15 protein-coding genes are annotated in these 21,970 nt (G+C 41.3%); 9 read left to right on the top strand and 6 right to left on the bottom strand.

All coding sequences use genetic code 11. The features are described from left to right. The first annotated feature begins 42 nt into the window (after nucleotides 1–42). Nucleotides 43–438, top strand: a complete 396-nt coding sequence (locus ACRAD_RS04450) for a DUF3144 domain-containing protein (RefSeq protein WP_005025270.1) — start codon at nucleotides 43–45, stop codon at nucleotides 436–438. Between the two features lie 119 nt (nucleotides 439–557). Then, nucleotides 558–1,622: an amidohydrolase family protein gene (locus tag ACRAD_RS04445; protein ID WP_005025267.1), complete on the top strand. Its 1,065-nt coding sequence runs from the start codon at nucleotides 558–560 to the stop codon at nucleotides 1,620–1,622. 90 nt (nucleotides 1,623–1,712) lie between these two features. On the opposite strand, the gene ACRAD_RS04440 is transcribed toward ACRAD_RS04445, so the two are convergent. From ACRAD_RS04440 to ACRAD_RS04430, 3 genes are all read right to left on the bottom strand, one after another. Continuing rightward, nucleotides 1,713–4,484 (bottom strand): M16 family metallopeptidase, encoded by a 2,772-nt coding sequence (locus ACRAD_RS04440; protein ID WP_005025265.1) that lies wholly within the window; start codon nucleotides 4,482–4,484, stop codon nucleotides 1,713–1,715. A 153-nt stretch (nucleotides 4,485–4,637) separates the two neighbouring features. Beyond that, nucleotides 4,638–6,029 (bottom strand): L-cystine transporter, encoded by a 1,392-nt coding sequence (locus ACRAD_RS04435; RefSeq protein ID WP_005025263.1) that lies wholly within the window; start codon nucleotides 6,027–6,029, stop codon nucleotides 4,638–4,640. A gap of 525 nt (nucleotides 6,030–6,554) precedes the next feature. Next, nucleotides 6,555–7,382, bottom strand: coding sequence for a PhzF family phenazine biosynthesis protein (locus ACRAD_RS04430; protein WP_005025261.1), 828 nt, complete (start codon nucleotides 7,380–7,382; stop codon nucleotides 6,555–6,557). An 81-nt stretch (nucleotides 7,383–7,463) separates the two neighbouring features. Here ACRAD_RS04430 and ACRAD_RS04425 point away from each other — a divergent pair, with 81 nt between their 5' ends. Beyond that, entirely contained in the window at nucleotides 7,464–8,057 is a 594-nt protein-coding gene (locus ACRAD_RS04425; protein ID WP_005025259.1) for a flavin reductase family protein, read from the top strand. A 53-nt stretch (nucleotides 8,058–8,110) separates the two neighbouring features. Here ACRAD_RS04425 and icd read toward each other — a convergent pair whose 3' ends face one another. Next, on the bottom strand, nucleotides 8,111–9,367 hold the full coding sequence (icd, locus tag ACRAD_RS04420; protein ID WP_005015085.1) for an NADP-dependent isocitrate dehydrogenase: 1,257 nt from the start codon (nucleotides 9,365–9,367) through the stop codon (nucleotides 8,111–8,113). Nucleotides 9,368–9,558: 191 nt separating this feature from the next. Between icd and ACRAD_RS04415 the strand changes: the two genes are divergently transcribed. Both ACRAD_RS04415 and ACRAD_RS04410 read left to right on the top strand, forming a co-directional pair. Next, entirely contained in the window at nucleotides 9,559–10,383 is an 825-nt protein-coding gene (locus tag ACRAD_RS04415; protein ID WP_005025256.1) for an rRNA large subunit pseudouridine synthase E, read from the top strand. Nucleotides 10,384–10,716: 333 nt separating this feature from the next. Further along, nucleotides 10,717–11,733 (top strand): ELM1/GtrOC1 family putative glycosyltransferase, encoded by a 1,017-nt coding sequence (locus ACRAD_RS04410; RefSeq protein ID WP_005025254.1) that lies wholly within the window; start codon nucleotides 10,717–10,719, stop codon nucleotides 11,731–11,733. Nucleotides 11,734–11,957: 224 nt separating this feature from the next. Here ACRAD_RS04410 and ACRAD_RS04405 read toward each other — a convergent pair whose 3' ends face one another. Both ACRAD_RS04405 and ACRAD_RS04400 read right to left on the bottom strand, forming a co-directional pair. Then, the gene (locus ACRAD_RS04405; protein ID WP_005025252.1) at nucleotides 11,958–14,195 is read right to left on the bottom strand and encodes an NADP-dependent isocitrate dehydrogenase; all 2,238 of its coding nucleotides are present in this window, start codon (nucleotides 14,193–14,195) and stop codon (nucleotides 11,958–11,960) included. A gap of 516 nt (nucleotides 14,196–14,711) precedes the next feature. Continuing rightward, a complete protein-coding gene (locus ACRAD_RS04400; protein ID WP_005025250.1) occupies nucleotides 14,712–16,415 on the bottom strand; it encodes a M61 family metallopeptidase in 1,704 nt (567 codons plus the stop codon). 180 nt (nucleotides 16,416–16,595) lie between these two features. On the opposite strand from ACRAD_RS04400, the gene ACRAD_RS04395 reads away from it, so the two are divergent. From ACRAD_RS04395 to ACRAD_RS04380, 4 genes are all read left to right on the top strand, one after another. Beyond that, nucleotides 16,596–17,909 (top strand): D-alanyl-D-alanine carboxypeptidase PBP6B, encoded by a 1,314-nt coding sequence (locus ACRAD_RS04395; RefSeq protein WP_005015094.1) that lies wholly within the window; start codon nucleotides 16,596–16,598, stop codon nucleotides 17,907–17,909. A gap of 115 nt (nucleotides 17,910–18,024) precedes the next feature. Continuing rightward, the gene (locus ACRAD_RS04390) at nucleotides 18,025–19,296 is read left to right on the top strand and encodes an NAD(P)/FAD-dependent oxidoreductase (RefSeq protein ID WP_005025248.1); all 1,272 of its coding nucleotides are present in this window, start codon (nucleotides 18,025–18,027) and stop codon (nucleotides 19,294–19,296) included. 138 nt (nucleotides 19,297–19,434) lie between these two features. Further along, on the top strand, nucleotides 19,435–19,917 hold the full coding sequence (locus ACRAD_RS04385; protein WP_005025246.1) for an FKBP-type peptidyl-prolyl cis-trans isomerase: 483 nt from the start codon (nucleotides 19,435–19,437) through the stop codon (nucleotides 19,915–19,917). A gap of 137 nt (nucleotides 19,918–20,054) precedes the next feature. Beyond that, complete coding sequence (locus ACRAD_RS04380; RefSeq protein WP_005025244.1) at nucleotides 20,055–21,494, top strand: cryptochrome/photolyase family protein; 1,440 nt, start codon at nucleotides 20,055–20,057, stop codon at nucleotides 21,492–21,494. The last annotated feature ends 476 nt before the right edge of the window (nucleotides 21,495–21,970 follow it).

Genomic DNA, 21,970 nt, shown 5'->3' with positions numbered 1-21,970 from the left:
TTGCCTATAATAGAACATTAAATTTTTGAGTTGGAAAATGTCATGTCTCAAAAGATTCAAGCAACGGATGTTACCGAAGAAGAAGTGTTAAATGCTGCTTTCTTTGAACGTGCCGATGAATTTATTAGACAGGCCAATGAATTTTGCCGTCCTCCCAAAGGTGAAAAAGCCAATCCTACAGAACTTCGTGGTCAGGTTAGTGCGGCCATGTTATTTGCTGCTGCCCGTTTTAACACATGGGTTGCAGCTAACAATTTTAAAGATGGCAACGAGATGCGTGAAGCGAAAGAACAGGTTATGTCCTATCTGATTCAGCAGTTTCAAATGATGCTGGAAGATAACTTTGATGAATATTGCGAACAGTTTGAAAACTATCTGCGTTTTCGTAAAAATGAGGAGTTCCATACTCATAAACATGATCACAAGCATGACCATTGAAATCATTGTTTAGGCCCTGCGGGGCTTTTTTTATGTTTACAGATTTATCTAGAATAAAAAGATGATTCATCATAATCTGTGCTCAGGATATTCAGAAATAAAAACAACATGGAATGATTATGCAAGATCTGGGTTTTAATTTTATTGATTCACATATTCACCAGTGGGATCCACTCAATACTCCACATAGTGCCCGTATGGCAGTTAAAGTTTTTGGTAGGTATCCGGCTGTACTCGACAAAGTTATACGCCTGGTTAAACCTAAAGAACTGATCGAGAGTTTAGGTCAAACTGTCTATGTAACTTCTCCTTACCTCCCCCAGAATTACCAGCAGGATCTTGGTCCCTATCAGTCTGAGCAGGTAGTACATATCGAAGCTCACTGGCATGATGACCGAGGTAAAGGAGTAGTCGGCGAAACCCGTTTTATTGAATCCTTGCCTTTTGATACAACCCGTACTCAACTGGGTGCCATTGTGGCAACAGCTGATCCGCGTCAGAGTAATTTTAAAAAGATTCTCAAACTCCATGCAAAGAATTCTTCACGGCTGCGCGGTATACGCCGAATGGGAGCTGTACATGAAGATAAAGGTATTCTGGCATGGGCAGATCAGCCCCATCTTTATACTGATAAAAAATTCTTAAAGGGATTTGAGCAATTGGCTCAACACCAGCTCAGTTTTGATGCCTGGGTCTACTCTACCCAGCTTCAAGACTTGATTCAGCTGGCACGCAAGTTTCCAGAAACTTCGATTGTTTTGGATCATCTTGGAACACCTGCGGGTATATTTGGAAAAGTCGGAAAAAATACCGGACTGACCCAAACCGGTCGTGACAATATTTTTTATCAATGGCAGGAAGATATTGCAGAACTTGCTACCTGCCCAAATGTTTATACCAAAATGTCCGGACTAATGATGCCGGTTTTAGGACATCAATTTCATAAAAATAAACGTCTGGCCACCAAACAGCAAATGATCGATCTGCTTAGTCCAATGATTCTACACGCACTCAAGAGTTTCGGGACCTACCGGGTAATGTTTGGCTCCAATTTTCCCATGGATAAAGTAAGCACCAGTCTGGTTAATCTGATCGATGCTTATAGTGATATTGTGGCAAGTTATAATGCTAGCGCTTTGAAAAATATTTTTTATGATAATGCACGGCAATTCTACCGTCTGTAAAAAACAGGCTGGCTTTTGATAGCCAACCTGCGTATACATTTATATTCTTTAAGATGAAATAAGCCATAACCGGCTTATTTCATATTTCATTTAGGAGCCTTTCTGAGGCTGACCATACTGGTCTGCCATCACTTCAACCAAGTGCTCCGGCTTGATGTATTTACGAATTACTGTATCAATATCAGCTTTATTCAAACCGGCAATAGCCATATCACGCTTTGCACGGCTTTCCATTCTTTTGCCGCGCTCCAGCTGGCTATTTAGCATGCCATGGATATTACGTTCATCTTCCAGTGCAGTAACGCGCTGTTTCATAATATCAGCTTTGGCTGCTTCAAGTTCCTGCTCGGTTACGCCCTGCTTCAGAAGATCATCCAGTACTTTATGTACCGACTGTGACACCTGTGCAGAACGGCCGGCTGTATAATTTGCTTCAATACTTAAACCTCCAACCGCTGCATCCGGATCAAGCTGTAAATCACTACCAAAACCATAGACCAGTGCATTCTTTTCACGTAGCTCTTGTGCCAAGCGTGATGATAACTGAGAATTGCCCAGAATATGGCTAAAGATGATCAGTGCAGGTGCATCAGGATGGTCCACCCCTACCGGAAAAGTCAGTATGCTCTGGTAGTTGCCAAATTCACGCTGCTCAGAAAGCACATGTACTTTTTGTGCTTGATATACCCTATGTTCAGAGGTCAGCTTTTTATAAGGCTGGCCCCCCTTCCAGTTACCCAGTTCACGCTGCAACAGTTTTTTAATCTGTTCAGGCTTAAATTCACCAGTAACTGCGACCTGAGCATGGTCCATAGCAAAGAACTGCTGATATAGCTGTTTGACCTGCTCTACTTTGGCGGTCTGTATTTTGGATTTCGCCAGTTCGGGTTCAAAATGATAGCGCAGGTCGCCCGGTTGATAAATTTCAATTAAACGTGCCATAGTTAAAGCAGCAACAGTATCAGGTTCAGTATAAGGCCTGTCCAGAGTAGCGAGAGTTTGTGATTTGATCAGATCAAACTGTGACTGCTCAAATTTGGGTTTCTTCAGCAACTCAATTACAAATCTGAAAAAATCATCAAATTTTTCTTTTTTTGCCTGTATCCGGATCACAATACCGTTTTCATCCGCACTGGCACTGGCCTGGCCTCCGGCTTCTATCGAACGGTCTGCAATGTCTTGTAAACTGTACTGATCTGTTCCTCTTAGTAGCAGATAAGCCATCAGTTCCAGAGTTTCTCCACGGTCAAAAAGCGTTTTCTCATCACCGAATTGCAGGGTAATAGTGGCGTAAGTTTTGTCATCACGAGTAGCGGTTGGAAACAGCGCATATTGCATGCCATTTTTGAGGGTTCCCCGCTGAATTTTCTTTTCAGCTTGGTCCAGAAGCTGTTTCGAGTTAGTCAGATACTGGGTAACCTGTTGCTTGTAAACACTGGCGTCAAGCAAGGGTTCAGCTGATACTGCCTGCTGATCAAGTGTTTTTGGCTGCTCGGCAGCCTGCTTTTGTTCCAGTGCCTTCTTCTGTTCTTCTGGTGTAGGCTTGATGTCACCTGAAATCCGGTGTTGCGGTACCAGAAAGCTTTTCAGGGTCTGGTTCAGCTCGGCAGTGTTTAAATTACGCACGGCCTGTAAATCATTGAAATACTGGTTCCAGTTACCCTGACTTGAAACAACATAATCACTGAGCCGTGAACCAATAGCAGTCGCATTGTTCATAATACTGTCTGCCTGATTCTGCATCAGACTTTGAACCCGTTTTAGCTCTGTATCATTGAAATTCTGGTTTTTCTCTACACTGGAAAGCAAAGTATTTTCAACTTTATTTTCATCATGACTTGGCGCATAAATAGCTCCCATAAAGACCAGATTAAAATCCTGATCTAACCAGGTAGTAGACTGGACAGCAGTACTTAATCCGGATTCGACCATACTCTGGTAAAGATGACCGCTTGGCTGCATGGTATACAAATATGGTGCCAATGCCAGTGCCGGCTGAATTTTGGTATTTTTTCCATCCATATAAATATGGAACTTGGCCAGATCGCTGCCTTTTCTGACAATAAAATTACGGTTCTTGATCTGGGTCGAGTCCAGTTTTGGCACTTTAACCTGCTCAGGCACTGAACGTGCTGGAATTGGACTAAACTGCTGATCAATCGTTTTTAATATGGCTGCCTTGTCAAATTTTCCGGCAATGACCATGACTGCATTGTTAGGCGCATACCAGGTACGGTAAAAGCGGTTAAGCTCATCCATTCGGATTGATTTAAGTTCTTCTAGATCTCCAATTGGTAATCGCCCAAGATACTGGTTGCCATAAGCAGATTTCCACATTTGGTCCATGAGCACAGCGAAGGGCTGGTCCAGACGGATTTCGCGCTCACGTTTTACAATCTCGATTTCAGAGGGAACAAACTTTTGCTGTAGTACCAGCTTATCCATTCGCTCTGCTTCAAGATACAAAACTTCATTCAGGGCTTTGCTGTCAGGTCGGACAATATTAAGGTAACGGGTAGAGTAATAGTCAGTACTGGCATTTGTCATTAATGTATATTGGTCCAGACGCCGCTGAAACTCCTCACCTTTTACATTTTGAGTACCTTTAAAAGCCAAATGTTCCAAAAGATGAGCCAGCCCTCCTTTTCCTTGCGGATCATTCAGGGAACCGGTCAAATAAATTGTGTTGATATAAACTTTATTTTCTTTATCATTCGGGGCAAGTACAACACGGAAGCCATTGTCCAGTTTGTATTCCTCGATTTTTTGCTGGGATTTAACCAGAATCGGCTGTGCAAATACTGCTGTATTTAAACCGAGAAGACATAATGAGAGAGTAAGAGTCTTAAACCGCGTTAACATAATTATTCCAATTATTTCAGCTCAGTGAAGCTATTTATTCATCATCATAGGTAATGATTGTTATATTTAACAGCCTATTCTAAAAAAATAGCCGCTTATTTCAACGGCTCAGTGTATAGAAAATATGCCTGTAAATATCTTGGTATAGCAATATTAATGATGTGCCAGTTCAATTTCTTCACGGCTATTTAAAATACTTTTATCGGTCTGGCCCATCAGTTGACTAGTAACAATACCGGCTGTCATTGAACCATTTACATTTAATGCAGTCCGGCCCATATCAATTAAAGGCTCGATAGAAATCAGGAGCGCCACCAAAGTTACTGGCAGGCCCATAGCCGGCAATACGATCAGCGCTGCAAAAGTTGCTCCGCCACCCACTCCGGCTACACCGATTGAACTTAAAGTCACAATTCCAACCAGTGATGCGATCCACATCGGATCTAGAGTATTGATTCCTAAAGTTGGTGCGACCATCACTGCCAGCATGGCTGGATATAAACCTGCACAGCCATTTTGACCAATCGTGGCTCCAAAGGAGGCTGAAAAACTGGCAATCGACTCTGGAACGCCCAACCGGCGAGTCTGCGCTTCAATATTCAAAGGAATACTGGCCGCACTTGATCGGCTGGTAAAGGCAAATGTCAGTACAGGTGCTACCTTTTTAAAGAATTTTACTGGAGAAATGCCAGTAAGAAGTAAAATAATAGCATGTACAGCAAACATGATGGCCAAGCCCACATATGAGGCTATCAGGAAGCCACCCAGATTTAAAATATCAGCAAGGTTAGAACTGGCTACTACTTTTGTCATTAAAGCAAAAACGCCATACGGTGTTAAAGTCATAACCAAACGTACCAGTTTCATTACCCAAGCTTGCAAAGTCTGAATAGCATTCAGAATTCGCTGGCCTTTTACCACATCATCCTTCATCAGGTTTAATGCAGCCATACCTAAGAATATGGCGAAAATCACCACACTGATAATTGAGGTCGGGTTAGCTCCGGTCAACTCGGCAAAAGGATTACCCGGAATAAACGATAAAATCAATTGTGGCACACTTAAATCGGTTAATTTTCCAACGTAATCAGACTGAATAGTATTTAAACGGGCCGTTTCGGCCGCTCCCTGTACCAGACCCTGAGCAGTCAAACCGAATAGATTGGTTACGAAAACCCCGACTAGGGCCGCAATTAAAGTGGTAAACAATAAGGTTCCAATTGAATAGAAACTGATTTTACCTAATGACGAAGCCTGATGTAGTTTTGCCACAGCTCCTAAGATAGAAACAAAGACCAGTGGCATCACGACCATTTGCAAAAACTTCACATAGCCATTGCCCACAATATTAAACCAACTGATAGATTCGGCTAGAACTGGGTGGTTTGCGCCATACACGGCGTGTAATCCGAGTCCAAATATAACTCCCAGAACAAGACCAGCAAGTACTTTTTTAGACAGGCTCCATGTGGTTTTGCGTGTTTGGGCAAGCAAAAATATCAACCCGATAAAAACCACAATATTAATGATTAGGGGTATATTCATTCCCAAACTCCATCTAGTTGCCGGTGCATTCTTTTAAGGTGGCATATTTGACTATAGTCTGTCTTAAACACCTAGCCTTTTTAACAATTTTATAGCATCAAAATTACTACCGATCTGTTTGTAATGCTTAATTATTTTTAAATATATAATTAGCAGTTTAAATGAAGACTAATTTGATGAAAGGATCAAACCGATATGCTTCTTTATCTTCCTGATAGTTTTAGTAAATTCTGATGTTAAGAATCTATTTAAAGCTCTAGCTGGCTATTTCGGTTTTTTAGATATTAGATTGGAATAAAAATTATAGACAAATGATTTTAATCACTATATTAATAACCAGGTCATTTTCATGCATTTATTATAGTGCCTATATTTACCCTTTATTTAATCTGTTCAGTCTGCGGTGTGAATAAAAGCATTTTTCAATTACTACAGTAAAAAGTATTAAACAAGCAAAATATAAAAATAAAAGGTTCTCGAGGCCGAGAACCTTGAATGATAATTTCCAGGTTGAAAAGTATATCTCTAGTCTAAAAAGATTTCTGCAACCATATATAGCTTCGCATAACCAGAAATTTCTATACGTTGATTATCTTTTAAATCACAGTACAGTAATCCGCCGCGAGCAGAAGCCTGATAGGCAACCAGTTGCCGTTTTGAAAGTTTATCGGCCCAGAGTGGAGCAAGACCAGTATGCATGGAACCTGTTACAGGGTCTTCATCAATCCCTTTATGCGGTGCAAAATAACGAGCAATGTAATCATAATGCTGTGCCTTGCTGGTAATGGAAATATCAAGGTCAGCGGCAGTAATTGCTGTGCTGCGCTGATAGGCTGCTGCCAATTCTTTAATTTTATTAAAATCTGGTTTTGCATCACGTACAGCCTGTTCAGATTCACAGACCAAAATAAAAGCTTGCTGGTTTACATAAACTTCATTAAAAGGGCAATCTACTACCTCATTTAACAAGGCAGGATAATCTGGCAAGGGCTCAGGTACACGTACTGGAAAATTCATGGTGATTTTGCCATCTTGTCCTTGTGTGACAATAAAGACTCCTAGGTCTTTTACATGAAAATGAATCGTTTTTGTGGTGGTAAAATCTTTAAAAAGAACAAAACTGCTGGCTAAGGTAGCATGACCACAGAAATCTACTTCAACACTTGGAGTAAACCAACGAATCTCATAATTTTCATCATTTATTATTTTGACGAAGGCAGTTTCTGAAAGGTTGTTCTCCAATGCAATGTTTTGCATAATCCTGTCATCTAACCACTCTTCACATACAAGCACAGCAGCCGGATTTCCCTTAAAAAGTTCTGTGCTAAAAGCATCAACCTGATACATTTTCATAAGATTTTTCCTACGTTCTTTGCTCTGTATCTTAAGGCTTTTTCTGCTAGGCTGGGCAAAATTGTTTTACTGAGAATGCAGATGTTAAATCCACACATTCAACATGTTCCCCTAGAGAAAGCTTATCGTCTGCTGACACACGGTCCTACTGTTTTAGTCTCGAGTAAAGACCATAAAGAGACAGATGTGATGGCTGCTGCATGGGCATGTGCACTTGAGTTCAATCCAGCCAAAGTGACTGTAGTGCTGGATAAAAGTACAAAAACCCGGCAGCTTATTGAGAATTCGGGTTATTTCGCCTTACAGATTCCCAATCTTAAACAACTGGAACTCGTATACAAACTCGGCACTACCAGCAAGATGACTGAACCTAATAAGCTGGAGATTTGTCAGGTTGAGCTGTTCCAGTTTGAAAACTCCGATCTTCCCGTGGTTGCAGACTGTTCAGCATGGCTACTGTGTGAATTAATTCCGGAACCCCATATCCAGCAGGCACATGATCTGTTTATTGGAAAGGTTATTGCAGCCTATGCAGATAATAGGGTTTTCAGTCAGGGCCGCTGGCACTTTGAAGATGCAGATGAAGAGTGGCGAACCATTCACCATGTAGCAGGAGGACACTTTTATAGTATCGGTAAAGCAGTCTCTGTAGAAGAAGCAAATCTGGAGTTATAGATTTCTAGTAAAAACCCGCGATTGTCGCGGGTTTTTATTGGGGAAAATAGAAATTACTCGCCCATATTTTCAATAATTGCCTGTCCGAATTCAGAACAGCGCAGAAGTGTTGCATTTGGCATTAGACGCTCAAAATCATAAGTCACAGTCTTGGCCGCAATAGCGCCAGCAATTCCTTTAATAATCAGATCAGCAGCTTCTATCCAGCCCATATCTCGCAGCATCATCTCAGCAGAAAGAATGATTGAACCCGGGTTGACTTTATCCTGTCCGGCATATTTAGGCGCAGTACCATGAGTCGCTTCATATACTTGAATTGCCCCACCGATATTTGCACCGGGCGCAATACCAATGCCTCCAACTTCTGCTGCAAGTGCATCAGAAATGTAGTCCCCATTCAGGTTCAGCGTAGCAATCACAGAATAATCTGCCGGACGCATTAAGATCTGTTGCAGGAATGCATCAGCGATGACATCTTTAATAATAATATCTTTACCAGTCTTAGGATTCTTAATTTTAACCCACGGACCACCATCTAGCAGTTCACCACCAAAGCGCTCAAGTGCAACTTCATAGCCCCACTCTTTAAATGCACCTTCAGTATATTTCATGATATTACCCTTGTGCACAAGCGTTACACTCGGTTTATCATTATCAATTGCAAACTGAATAGCCTTACGTACCAGACGCTGCGTACCTTCTTTAGAAACAGGCTTAATACCGATACCACAATTTTCTTCAAAACGGATCTTGGTTACACCCATTTCTTCTTTTAAAAACTTTATAACTTTTTTAGCTTCCGGAGAACCGGCTTTCCACTCGATTCCGGCATAGATATCTTCCGAGTTCTCACGGAAGATCACCATATCTGTTAATTCAGGATGCTGGACAGGTGAAGGTACTCCTTCGAACCAGCGTACTGGACGTACACAGACATACAGGTCCAGTTCCTGGCGTAATGCGACGTTTAGTGAGCGGATCCCGCCACCAACCGGCGTGGTTAAAGGACCTTTAATTGAGACAACAAATTCACGCAGGGCTTCGAATGTTTCTTCAGGCATATAAGTGCCGTAAATTTTATTGGCTTTTTCACCGCAATATACTTCCATCCACTCGATCGAACGTTTGCCACCATAAGCTTTTAAAACCGCAGCATCTACCACTGCTTTCATTGCTGGTGTAATATCCACACCAATACCGTCACCCTCAATGAAAGGAATGATCGGATGGTTTGGTACATTCAGTGACAGGTCTGCATTGACTGTAATTTTATTACCATCTGCAGGAACTACGATCTTCTGATAACCCATTGTGCAGGTTCTCCCTTATGTAGCTGACGAATAAAATGTATGCCATGCAGGCACACTCTTCAACTTTCCTTACATGATATACTTTAATCGATCTTAGGGCTTGGTTGAGATTTATACGAGAAATAACAACATTTCTCTATTAAATAAAACGTCGTTATTTTTTGTTGTATACACTGAAGTTGAAATTCCGTATGAAAATTATCATTTTTAATAAGCCTTATGATGTGCTTTCACAGTTTCGTGAAGACTCTAAGCATTTAACACTCTCCCATTTTATTCATGATCCTGAATTACGGCTGGCTGGTCGTTTAGACTTGGACTCAGAAGGTTTAATGTTTCTCACCGATCATGGCGGTTTGAATCAGTTCATTACTAATCCCAAGAATAAAAAGTTTAAAACCTATCTGGCACAAGTTGATGGCGATATTACAGAAGAAGCTCTCGAGCAGTTACGTCAAGGGGTCGAACTGGCAGATGGTATGACTTTACCGGCCAAAGCCCGTAAGGTTGAGCAGCCGGAATGGTTATGGGACCGCGATCCTCCTGTGCGCTTTCGTGCCAGCATTCCTACTAGCTGGGTTGAGCTGCAAATCTGTGAAGGCCGAAACCGGCAGGTGCGCCGTATGACAGCTGCAGTAGGCTTTCCGACTTTACGTCTGATTCGCACACAAATTGGCACTATTGACTTGGTAAAACTTGGTCTCCAACCAGGTGAGCAGTTTGAAATTGAGCCTCTGCTTTATCCGGACTTTAAAGATGTGCCTGCAGATAAGCCTTATACAGGCCGCAGTGCACCACGTAATGCAGCAAAAAAGCCCTTTGAACAGAAAGATGGCAAGTCCAAATTTAATAAAGAACAGCCTAAAGACAAAGGTGCAAACAAAGCAGGTAAAAAGTTACCATCCGGCGGAACAAAACGCGTATGGCAAACAGAAGAAGGTGAGGCGAAGCCACGTCGCAAGACTAATGGGACTACCCGTCCAGGAAAAATTCGTCGATCTAACCGCTTTGGGTAATTAGAGTTAAGAGCAGTTGAATAATCATATAATTCTCTGCTCTTTTTCAATTTTATAAATTATTTTAGAAACTGTATTTTTATAGCCCTACTCTATAGAAATTTCTTGTTGAAACATATCACTGCTATAGACATGGAGCATAATAATAAAGGCTGAGCTACATATATATGCAGTACTTACAAAAGGCTGAATTGTTGCAATCTAAAACTCTTAAAATTGTAATTTGAGATACAATAGTCTGTTAAATCTGACATTTATATAAATTTTTCCTGCATCTAGCTACCATTTTTTTGTTTATTCTGTGCTCAATAGATTAATCACAGGATAGAACGGATGATCAGAGAACTTTCGAGCCAATCCCAAATTTTGGTAGTGCATGATGGTCATACTGGTCATTTAAACCCCTCTCTTGCAATTGGAGAGATTCTTGAACAACAGTTTAGAAATTCTTATGAAACCTTAAAAGTTCCAGTAAATCTGGGCAACTCTATGGTCAGTCTATTAAAGCGCCTTTCTTGGTTTCCTAGATTATTTCGTGTAATGGCAAAGCTAATATTTGGTGCTGCCCCAGTGCATATTGCCCAGTATCGGTTGATTGTGTGTTCAGGTATGTCCAATCTGCTGTATTCAGCTTATCTGTCGCAAGAGTTCGATATCCCTTTAGCATTTTCAGGTGATATAGGTAGTTTTAATGAACACTTAATTCACTGGACTATTAGCGCATTGGCTCAACCTACTCAGGTTGAACAGATTATTTTACCTACACTTCCGGTCAGAAAAAAATTTATTGAACTCCGTGCCCAACCTCACTGTGGTGAGGCAAGTTTGCTATTGGGCGGCCCTACCCACGAATATCCCTTTACACAAGCAGACTATCTTAACATTATCCGTCATTTTGATTTTTTTGTGGAGGCTTATAATATCCAGGGTTATATTGTTTGCTCGAGGCGTACGCCTGCCTTTAATAGCCGAATTAAAAAATATCTCAAGACCTCAGGACTAAAATTTGTGTCTATAAACGACACTACACCAATTGAACATCTGGTTGCGAGAAGCAAATATATTTTTGTGACTGAAGATAGTAGTACTATGCTTTCTGAAGCAATTCAGAGCGGTCGGATTGTACGGTCAGTCTGCCTGAATCCCGAACACAACAACTTGTTGATTGAAAAGTATTTACATAATCATCTTATACAGCGCCAGCCAGCAAATCAGCCCTTTTATACAGATGAACGTTTTCCTTATATTGCCGATCTAGATCTGATCCGCCCACTGGGTAGTCATTTCCGCAATTATTTATTATTTGATGATCATTATGCGCCTTATGATCTGCGCAGGAAATTTGCTTAAAAACAATTTATAAACTCAAGCATTTAAGGAATAAAGATAGGAGTAATAATGTTTAGAGTTCTATCTTATAAATCTAATTAAAACATAAAAGTTAAAAATAACAGTGATATCCTTAGCATATAAAAAATTCATTCTATAAAAGTTTTTTTAGTATTTGATTAAAAAAGCCAGTGCATGTGCACTGGCTTTTATATTATCAGCAGGTTATCCGGCTTTATACAATGTTAAACAGCAACGCTCGAAATTACATTATTGAATGTGGTACTTGGACGCATTACCGCATTTACTTTTGCCTGATCAATAGCGTAATAGCCACCAATATCAGCTGGTTGACCCTGCACTTGTGCAAGCTCGGCAATAATTTTCTCTTCATTTTCAGCTAAGGCTTGGGCCAGTGGAGCAAATTTTGCTTTAAGTTCAGCATCTTCGTCCTGTGCAGCAAGTGCCTGAGCCCAATATAGTGATAAATAGAAGTGACTACCGCGGTTATCCAGTTCACCAGTACGACGTGATGGAGATTTATCGTTGTCGAGCAGTTTACCAGTAGCTTCATCAAGTGTTCTGGCTAACAGCTTGGCACGGTCATTACCTTCCTTAATTCCCATTTCTTCTAAAGAAACCGCCAGTGCCAAGAATTCACCTAAAGAATCCCAGCGTAAGTGGTTTTCTTCAACTAACTGCTGAACATGTTTTGGTGCAGAACCGCCAGCACCCGTTTCATACATGCCGCCACCAGCCATTAATGGCACGATAGACAGCATTTTCGCTGATGTACCCAGTTCCATAATCGGGAACAGGTCAGTCAGGTAGTCACGTAAAATATTACCTGTTACTGAAATAGTATCGAGACCGCGAGCTACGCGCTCAAGCGTATAACGCATTGCACGTACTTGAGACATGATCTGGATATCCAGACCAGTCGTATCATGATCTTTTAAGTATTTCTGTACTTTCTTGATCAGCTCATTTTCATGTGGACGGTATGGGTCAAGCCAGAAGATAGCCGGCATACCTGAGTTACGTGCACGATTTACAGCCAGTTTTACCCAGTCACGGATTGGCGCATCTTTCACTTGGCACATACGCCAGATATCACCTTTTTCCACATTCTGAGACATCAGCACTTCACCTGTTTCAAGATCAGTGATGTTCGCGATACCCGCTTCAGGAATCTCGAATGTCTTGTCGTGGGAACCGTATTCTTCAGCTTTTTGCGCCATCAGACCAACGTTAGGTACCGTACCCATCGTACGTGGATCGAAATTACCATTCCACTTACAGAAATTAATCATTTCCTGATAGATACGTGCAAAAGTCGATTCAGGCATTACTGCTTTACAGTCATAAGGTTTGCCATCAGCGCCCCACATTTTACCGCCACCGCGGATCATTGCCGGCATAGAAGCATCGACAATGACATCATTTGGTGAGTGGAAGTTAGTGATCCCTTTTGCAGAATCAACCATCGCAAGCGCTGGACGGTGCTCTTGACAAGCATGCAGGTCAGCAATAATTTCTTCACGTACAGAGGTTGGTAAAGTTTCAATTTTCTCGTAAAGACCGGCCATACCGTTGTTAACGTTAATGCCTAGCTCGTCAAACAGTTTACCGTGCTTTTCAAATGCATCTTTATAGTAAATACGCACACAGTGACCGAATACGATCGGGTGTGATACTTTCATCATGGTCGCTTTTACGTGTAAAGAGAACAGGATGCCAGCTTCTTTACAATCATCTAATTCTTTTTCATAGAAGTCACAAAGCGCTTTTTTGCTCATGAACATTGAGTCGATAATTTCGCCATCTTGAAGCGCTACTTTTGGCTTCAGAACAATGGTTTCACCAGACTTGGTGATCAATTCCATTTTTACATTACGCGCACGATCAAGTGTCATCGACTTTTCGCCGTGGTAGAAGTCCCCTTCCTGCATATGTGAAACATGGGTTTGTGACCAAGGCTTCCATTCACCCATAGAGTGCGGGTGTTTTTTCGCATAGTTTTTGACTGCAGCTGGTGCACGACGGTCAGAGTTACCTTCACGTAGTACAGGGTTTACTGCAGAACCCAAACATTTACTATAACGTACCTTAATTGCTTTTTCTTCTTCGGTTACCGGGTTTTCTGGATAATCCGGAATTGCATAACCTTTTGATTGAAGTTCTTTGATACACGAGATCAACTGCGCAACAGAGGCACTGATATTTGGAAGCTTGATAATATTAGTATCTGGATCTTGGGTAAGACGACCTAACTCTGCAAGATTGTCTACTACCTTCTGCTCTTCACTGAGGTAGTCCGAGAATTCAGCGAGCACGCGTGCAGCCACAGAAATGTCAGTTTTAACAACTTTAACACCGGCCGGCTTAGTAAAGGTCTCAATGATCGGCAGTAGCGAATAGGTCGCCAGCAGTGGCGCCTCGTCAGTCAGTGTGTAAATGATAGTTGACTTTCCACCAGCCATATATAGCCCCTTGCGTTGGATTGAGTGTTTAAGGATTGAGCTTTTGGCCCTGCCCCTTTAAACCGAAATGCTTAAATAAACCTTGAGAGTATCAGCCCTCATGACCTTTCAGTCAACGCAAGATCTTGTGATAACGACATTTCGATACGAAATAGTAGTGTATAGCTTAAAAGCTTTACTATGAAATATGGTTAGTTTAGGTAAAATATAATATTACTCTTCCAAATACTGAATACTTTTTATACAATTCATCAAAACTGTTATTTCGCCAAGAAATACTATTAAGTTAAGTTGCTTACAAGCTAGAGCAAATATATTACAGCTTGGTGTCTAAACTCTGTTTATAAAATGATGAGCTATTTCTTATAGTTTATATCAAGCAGATCCTATTTTAAGATTTGCTCTACTAAATAATAAGTTCACTCTATAAGATAAAACGAACTATATCTAATTTTAAAATTACAGAATATAAAAAACCGGTACATGAGTACCGGTTCAAGTGATATGTAGCACTTGTTAGACATTTAACCAAGTTTCAATCTTGGCTTGATTATCTACTTTTAGCTCTACAGTAGTTAGATCTGTAGAACCACCTTGCACTTCAAACTGCATCAGTTCATCACGACGGAAAGCAAGCAAGCTATAATTTCCTTGCTGTTTTGCATATTTTTCAATCAGTTTAGTGGTGGCTTTTAAACCATCAATTGCAATAATAATATCATGGGCAGAAAGTCCTGCTTTTGAACCGACTCCATCACGGCGTACAGTCTGCACAACCACCCCCTCGGCTTTATCTGCCAGTTTTAAACCAAATGGTAGAGACTTGTCATTTTTCAAACTGTAACTAAGACCAAACTCCGGCAAGAGCTGCTCAAGTGGCAATTCATCAGTCGTGTTAATCAGATAATTAATCTGTTCAATCCACTTATCACCAGTCAACTGCTCGCACAAATCATAAATAGTACGTTCATTTACCTGTATGCCGTTTTGAGTGTTTTCATACAGTTTACGCATTAAAGCGTCGAGGCTCGAACCACGTAAACGCAGGCCCAGATCCAAACATAGTGCTACCAGGCAGCCTTTGTTGTAATAGCTGGTGCCCGCATTGTTTGAATTTTCATCCTGACGATAAAATTTCACCCAGGCATCAAAACTTGACTCTGCTACGGTCTGCACAAAACGGCCCGGATTTTGTAAATAGCGATCTATCTGGGCTTTGAGTAATTCTAAATAGGATTCCTGCTTGATTACGCCGCTACGCAATAAAATGAGATCGTCATAATAAGAAGTGAAGCCTTCAAAAATCCATAACAGTGAAGTGTAACCTTCCTTGTTCAGATCATAGTCAGCAAAGTTTTCTGGACGTATAAATTTGACCAGCCATGAATGAAAATATTCATGGCTGCACAGTCCTAAAAAGCGCTGATAATCCTTGGAGGGTTCTTCAGGCTCATCAGCCTTAGGCAAATCATCACGTGGAGTAATCAAACTGGTACTGTTCGGATGTTCAAGACCACCATAACTGTTACCTGTAGCCATGGTCATAAAGGTATAATGTTCAAACGGCGCTGAGCCAAACATGGAAATTTCTGTCGCACAGATTTTTTCAATATCCTGCTGCATGCGCTCAACATTCAATGCATGTTTGCCGGATACCACAAACTCATGTGGAATACCTTGTGCTTTAAAGCTGAAACGGGTCTGCTCTGCCAGTTCAAATGGCGCATCAATAAGCTCCATATAATTCTTGGCTTTTAAGGTATAACGGCCTCGAACCAGTGTCTTAGAGCTTAAAGCGGTGGCAAGCTGAAAGTGTTTCAACTCTTCCGGTAAAAATACCTCAGCCTCAATGGCTGTGTCTTCTTGCCCCTCCAGCCCCAGACAAACACAGGCCGGATTTACGTAAAGACGGGTTTGGTCAACATAAGCTCCGCGAACTGAAAGATCATAGGCATACACATCATATTCAACCGTAATCAGCTCATGGTCTGTATTAAACAGGCGCCATTTATTTTTTTCAGTCTTACTGATGTTTAAAATCCGGCCTGCTTCATCATAGGCTTTCACTGCTTCGATATGCTTTGAGAACTCACGAATCAAATAACTGCCCGGAATCCAGGTCGGTAACCACAGGACCTGATTTGGATTGGCCAAGAAGCGTAAAGTTACGTGAATCAGGTGCTGGCGATAGTCATCGAACTCGATTTGATAATGCAACATAAGTCGTAATAAAAGATCAACAGAAAGAAATTAGCATTTAGCTTAGCATTTTTTTACAAAGTGATGCGGATAAGTCTTATTTGTCCTTAAAAGTCGCTAGCATTCAGAAAAAAAAAGGCATAGCATGCCTGTGTTTTTCGCATCATCTGCGATCAATCCGGCATATAAAGGTACTTCCCGTTGAGAATATTTGCTTACCTCTTTATTTTATTTAGCTTGTGCTGTGCCAGTCTGGCCAACGCCCGCCTGCTTCAGGTGGTCCCTGAATCAGTTGAAGCCGCAGCCTGGAGCATTCTGGACCCGCAGTCGGGACAGATAATTGCCGAATATAATAGTGAGGTACAGCGCTCACCTGCTTCACTTACCAAGATGATGGTGGCTTATATTGCCCTCAAGGAAATTGAGAACGGGAAACTGAATCGAAATGAAATTCTGACTGCGACCCCGGTGGTAAAAATGGTCATGTGGGATGAATCTCAGATGTATCTGAAGGAAGGCGAGCAGATTTCAGTTGATCAGCTTCTGGCTGGTCTTATTGTGATGTCAGCCAATGATGCTGCGGTGACTTTAGCAGAGCGAATTTCTGGAAACGTGCCTGCATTCATTGAACGCATGAATCAGGAAGCTCAAAAGCTTGGAATGAAAAATACTCATTTTACCAATCCGGCTGGCATTACTATGGATGGGCATTATTCAACTGCGCATGATCTGGCACTGCTGGGCCAGGCACTGGTAAATGACACACCGGATTATCTCAATTACTCCAAACAGCAGAGCTTTACCTATAACAATCATTTTCATCGTGCTACCAATTTGTTACTCAAGCAGGATGCAACAGTAGACGGACTAAAAACCGGTTTTACCAAAGCTGCGGGTTATAACCTTGCGCTTACAGCCAGTCGCCCTACCATGAATGCAGATTTACCTAACCGCCGCCTGATTGTGGTAGTTATGGGTACAACCAGTGCTGTAAAACGTGCCGAGGTAGCTTATAAGTTGCTAAATCTGGGCTATGCATATACGCGAGATGAAGTTGCGATCAAAGACAAACAACTACTCGGTGAACTGCCGGTAGTCAAGTCAACCTTAAAAATGTTTAAGGTAAAGTCAGCCCAACCGAAGATTATAACGACCTCTTTATATAACCAGCCTTATGCAATTGACCTACAGACTTTTGATAATGCAACCCAGCGTATTATGCTTAATACGGGTAATGGTATATTGCAAACCATCGAACCCTTGCAGACGACCAACACTCATATCAATATTGAACTGAATACCAAGCAGTTAACTGCCCCGTTAATGCAGGTCATGAAACTTGCAACTGTGCATGTCTATCAGAACAACCAGCTGATCAGCACATTTGATATTGAAAATGAAGTGCATATTGAAGAAGCTAATTTTTTTCAGAGAATCTTTTTATGGTTGGTCAGCTTATTTCCGTTTATGAGTAATGATGAGATGAAAACTGCACCAGAAGTATTTAATTCTTAACTGTTAAAATCTATAAACCCATATAAATATAACAAAGAATCAATCAGGAAGATGGCATAGTTTTGCCATCTTCTTTTTTATGTTTCCTTAGAAATAAAATATAAACAGGTACAAAATGGCTCAAGAATTACATCATATCGTCGTGGTCGGCGGTGGCGCAGGTGGCCTCGAACTGGTGACCCGGTTAGGCAATAGTCTGGGCAAGCAAGCTAAAGCAAAAATCACGCTAGTTGACCAGAACCTTACTCATATCTGGAAGCCTCTTCTTCATGAAATCGCTGCCGGTACGCTGGACCCATATAGCGAGGAAGTCAATTATTTTGCTCATGCCGCCAGACATCACTACCAGTTTGTATCAGGCAGTCTATGTAATGTATTACCCGAGAAAAAACAGATTCAGCTTTGCTCCGCCACAGGCAAAAACCTTAAAACGTTAAGCTATGACACGCTAGTACTTGCTGTAGGTTCGGTATCAAATGATTTCAATACCGAAGGAGCTAAAGAATATTGCTATTTCCTGGACAACCGTGCTCAGGCGGACCAGTTTCAGAAAGATTTATTGAACACTTATCTAGATGCACAGTATTCCCAACAGCCTAATCATCTTAATATTGCAATCATTGGTGCTGGTGCAACGGGTGTAGAGCTTGCAGCACAACTGGTCGAGGCTAAAGAAAATTTTTACCGTTATGGCCTGAATCATATACATCCTGATCTGGTTAAAATTACTTTAATTGAAGCAGCAGACCGAATTTTGCCTGCCCTTCCAGAAAAAGTGGCCGAAAATACATTACGACAAATCAAAACGCTAGGCATTGAAGTCCTGACTGGCTATAAAGTACAGCATGTCGCTAAAGACCATATATCTTTTCAGGATGGAAGTGCCTTGCAAACTGATTTGAATATCTGGGCAGCCGGTATCAAGGCACCGCAGGTCATTGAACAGCTAGAAGGTTTTGAAAAAGATCACTTAAACCGTATTAAAGTCTATGCCACCCTGCAGTCTTATAATTACCCGGATATTTTTGCTTTCGGTGATTGTGCACATTGTCAGCTTGAAGCAGACCAGCCACCGCTTGGGCCCCGTGCTCAGGTTGCCAGCCAGCAAGCAACTTTTCTGGTTAGAGCTTTAACAGCCCGTATTGCGGAGAGGCCAATACCCATGTTCCATTTTTCTGATAAGGGCTCACTGATTTCATTAAGCCAGAATAAGGCTGTGGGCCAACTCCTGGGCCAGGTAAATGTCCAGGGATCGGTCGCCAAAGGCTTATATATCTCACTATACCGCTTACATCAGGCTAATATATATGGCTACAGCCAGGCTGGTGCACTCACAGTGAGAGATTTTGTTACACGAAGAATTCGGCCGAAAATAAAATTGCATTGAAATTTCATCACACAACCCCATAATTGAATAAATTGGCTTCAAAAAGATCGAAATCACAGTTTTTTTAGGATTTTTCTTCTAAAAGCGCTGTGTTTCATCTTATGATGTACCCTTCAAAAAATTGACTGGATCAATAATATGACTGCTATTGCAAATAATCATGTGGTTTCATTCCACTATACACTGACCAATGCAGAGGGCGAGACTCTCGACCAATCTCAGGGTGAACCACTGGCTTATTTGCACGGTGCGGGTAACATTATTCCTGGTTTGGAAAATGCGTTGGCTGGTAAAACAATAGGCGAGAAATTTACTGTAAATGTACCTGCTGCTGAAGGTTACGGTGAATATAATCCTGACCTTGTACAGGAAGTTCCAGCTCAAATGTTCCAAGGTGTAGATAATATCCAGCCTGGTATGCAGTTCCAAGCACAAACTGATGACGGTGTTCAGATTGTGACTGTTAAAGCAGTTGAAGGCGAAAACGTACTGGTTGATGCGAACTTCCCGCTAGCTGGTCAAGACCTGACTTTTGAAGTTGAAATTGTTGATATCCGTGATGCAACTCAAGAAGAGCTTGATCATGGGCATGTTCATGGCGCGGGTGGTCACCACCACTAAGATCATCTGATCAAAAAAGGCAAAGCTCAGGCTTTGCTTTTTTATAGTTATTTTTCAGTATTAGAAATAGCTTCAGCTTGATTTTTTAACCATTTTTCTTAATGATAAACATAATGTTATTTTAATTACTGGCTTTTATGTCTGCATATCAACTGGTCTGGTTCCGTCAGGATTTACGTATTGTTGACCATTCTGCATTATGGCATGCCAGACAGACTGGTCCCTGCATTGCGCTTGTTACCCTTTCACCAGTTCAATGGCGGCAACATGATGATGCCGTGATCAAAATTGATCTTTATTTAAGACAGCTTAAAGTTTTAAAAGAACAGTTAAAACAGCTCAATATCCCTATCATTATACAAACTATTCCTCTCTGGAAGGAAGTTCCTGAGTTTTTGCTTGAATGCTGTCAAAGTTTAAGCGTTCAGCAAATACATGCCCATATTGAGGCAGGTATAAACGAGCAGCAACGTGATCAGGACTGTCAGCAACTGCTCGATACATCAGGTATTGCTTTGACTTTATACCAAGACCGCACTCTATTCCCTTTCGGTAGTATTACCAATCAAAATGGACAGCCTTATCAGGTCTTTGGTGCCTTTAAAAAAGCCTGTTATAGCCGTTTAGAAATAGCGCTACCAAAATGTTATACAGAAATTACAGCTCAAAATCCTATAACTCTCCCTGCTCTTGATCAGTTTCAGCAGACAGTGCCAGATATCAGGCAGCTTTGTGACATACCTGTTCCAGAATCCATTCAACAGCTCTGGCCTGCTTGCGAAAACCATGCTCATACATTACTTGAACAATTTCTTGAAAATCATATTCAGCATTATCATATTGAGCGAGACTTTCCTGCACACTCCGGAACCAGTCAGCTCTCTGCCTATTTGAATATTGGCGTACTTTCTATACGCCAATGTATACAGGCTTTATTCCGGCATCAAAGCGGGTACTTTGTGCCTGAACAGGAGGGCCAGAGCATCTGGCTAGATGAGCTGCTATGGCGTGAATTTTATCAGCATATTCTTTATCTGTTTCCAAATGTCTCAAAATATTTACCTTTCAAAGCCAATGCTCGGAATATTCCCTGGCAAGATGATAAAACTGCATTAACTGCCTGGCAGCAAGGCCAAACTGGTATTCCAATTGTAGATGCAGGAATGCGGCAGTTATTGGTCACTGGCTGGATGCATAACCGGGTCCGCATGATTACAGCCATGTTCTTGTGTAAGAATCTTCTGATTGACTGGCGCCAAGGTGAACAGTGGTTTATGCAGCATTTGATTGATGGTGACCTGGCGGCAAATAATGGGGGATGGCAATGGTGTGCTTCCACCGGCACGGATTCAGTGCCCTATTTCCGTATTTTCAACCCGGTCAGTCAGTCCAGAAAATTTGATCCTGAAGGTCAATATATCCGTACATGGATACCGGAACTGGCACATCTGGATGCTAAAACAATTCACGCACCCTATGAAAGTAAAACTGTCCAGCAACTGGACTATCCAAAACCCATAGTAGATTTAAAATACAGTCGTGCTCGGGCTATTGACCACTTTAAACAGTATTTGTAGAACTTCTACTCTTAAAAAGAGACTGGATATTATGCAGATATATGTATTTTGCAGAGATAATATTGATGCTTTTTGACAGCAGATTTCACGTCTGGACTTTAAAACCTGATATAAAAAATTGCATGTCGGGTATTCACTATTCAGATTAAAAATAATATTTATTTAAGTGCAAATTGTATCATGACTTTTAACTGGTAATAAGATTAAAAACTGTAATGCAATTTTTAAAACTACAACCAAAACAGGCAGACTTTTGACCAGTCAAAACCTTGGTATAAGGAAAATAAATAATATTGCATCTTATAACTTGGAACGTTTTTAGAATCCAAGTACAATACTGCGCTAGTCGAGGGATGCTGCGACGTTTTACAGGCACTAAATGTAAAATCGCCAGGCTCGACGATCGGTATGTCTGTTCAAGCTTACCAACAACGGCATCCGCGAACTGAATGATCCATACTATTTTTTCTAGGAGA

Source organism: Acinetobacter radioresistens DSM 6976 = NBRC 102413 = CIP 103788 (assembly GCF_006757745.1).
In the GTDB taxonomy this organism is placed as follows: domain Bacteria; phylum Pseudomonadota; class Gammaproteobacteria; order Pseudomonadales; family Moraxellaceae; genus Acinetobacter; species Acinetobacter radioresistens.
Note: the sequence above shows the minus strand (reverse complement) of the source record. Positions and strands in the feature narration are given on the sequence as shown.

Excerpts from the sequence above, each read along its gene's own strand:
- ACRAD_RS04450 (WP_005025270.1), top strand. The coding sequence starts at position 43 with ATGTCTCAAAAGATTCAAGCAACGGATGTTACCGAAGAAGAAGTGTTA.
- ACRAD_RS04445 (WP_005025267.1), top strand. The coding sequence starts at position 558 with ATGCAAGATCTGGGTTTTAATTTTATTGATTCACATATTCACCAGTGG.
- ACRAD_RS04440 (WP_005025265.1), bottom strand. The coding sequence starts at position 4,484 with ATGTTAACGCGGTTTAAGACTCTTACTCTCTCATTATGTCTTCTCGGT.
- ACRAD_RS04435 (WP_005025263.1), bottom strand. The coding sequence starts at position 6,029 with ATGAATATACCCCTAATCATTAATATTGTGGTTTTTATCGGGTTGATA.
- ACRAD_RS04430 (WP_005025261.1), bottom strand. The coding sequence starts at position 7,382 with ATGAAAATGTATCAGGTTGATGCTTTTAGCACAGAACTTTTTAAGGGA.
- ACRAD_RS04425 (WP_005025259.1), top strand. The coding sequence starts at position 7,464 with ATGTTAAATCCACACATTCAACATGTTCCCCTAGAGAAAGCTTATCGT.
- icd (WP_005015085.1), bottom strand. The coding sequence starts at position 9,367 with ATGGGTTATCAGAAGATCGTAGTTCCTGCAGATGGTAATAAAATTACA.
- ACRAD_RS04415 (WP_005025256.1), top strand. The coding sequence starts at position 9,559 with ATGAAAATTATCATTTTTAATAAGCCTTATGATGTGCTTTCACAGTTT.
- ACRAD_RS04410 (WP_005025254.1), top strand. The coding sequence starts at position 10,717 with ATGATCAGAGAACTTTCGAGCCAATCCCAAATTTTGGTAGTGCATGAT.
- ACRAD_RS04405 (WP_005025252.1), bottom strand. The coding sequence starts at position 14,195 with ATGGCTGGTGGAAAGTCAACTATCATTTACACACTGACTGACGAGGCG.
- ACRAD_RS04400 (WP_005025250.1), bottom strand. The coding sequence starts at position 16,415 with ATGTTGCATTATCAAATCGAGTTCGATGACTATCGCCAGCACCTGATT.
- ACRAD_RS04390 (WP_005025248.1), top strand. The coding sequence starts at position 18,025 with ATGGCTCAAGAATTACATCATATCGTCGTGGTCGGCGGTGGCGCAGGT.
- ACRAD_RS04385 (WP_005025246.1), top strand. The coding sequence starts at position 19,435 with ATGACTGCTATTGCAAATAATCATGTGGTTTCATTCCACTATACACTG.
- ACRAD_RS04380 (WP_005025244.1), top strand. The coding sequence starts at position 20,055 with ATGTCTGCATATCAACTGGTCTGGTTCCGTCAGGATTTACGTATTGTT.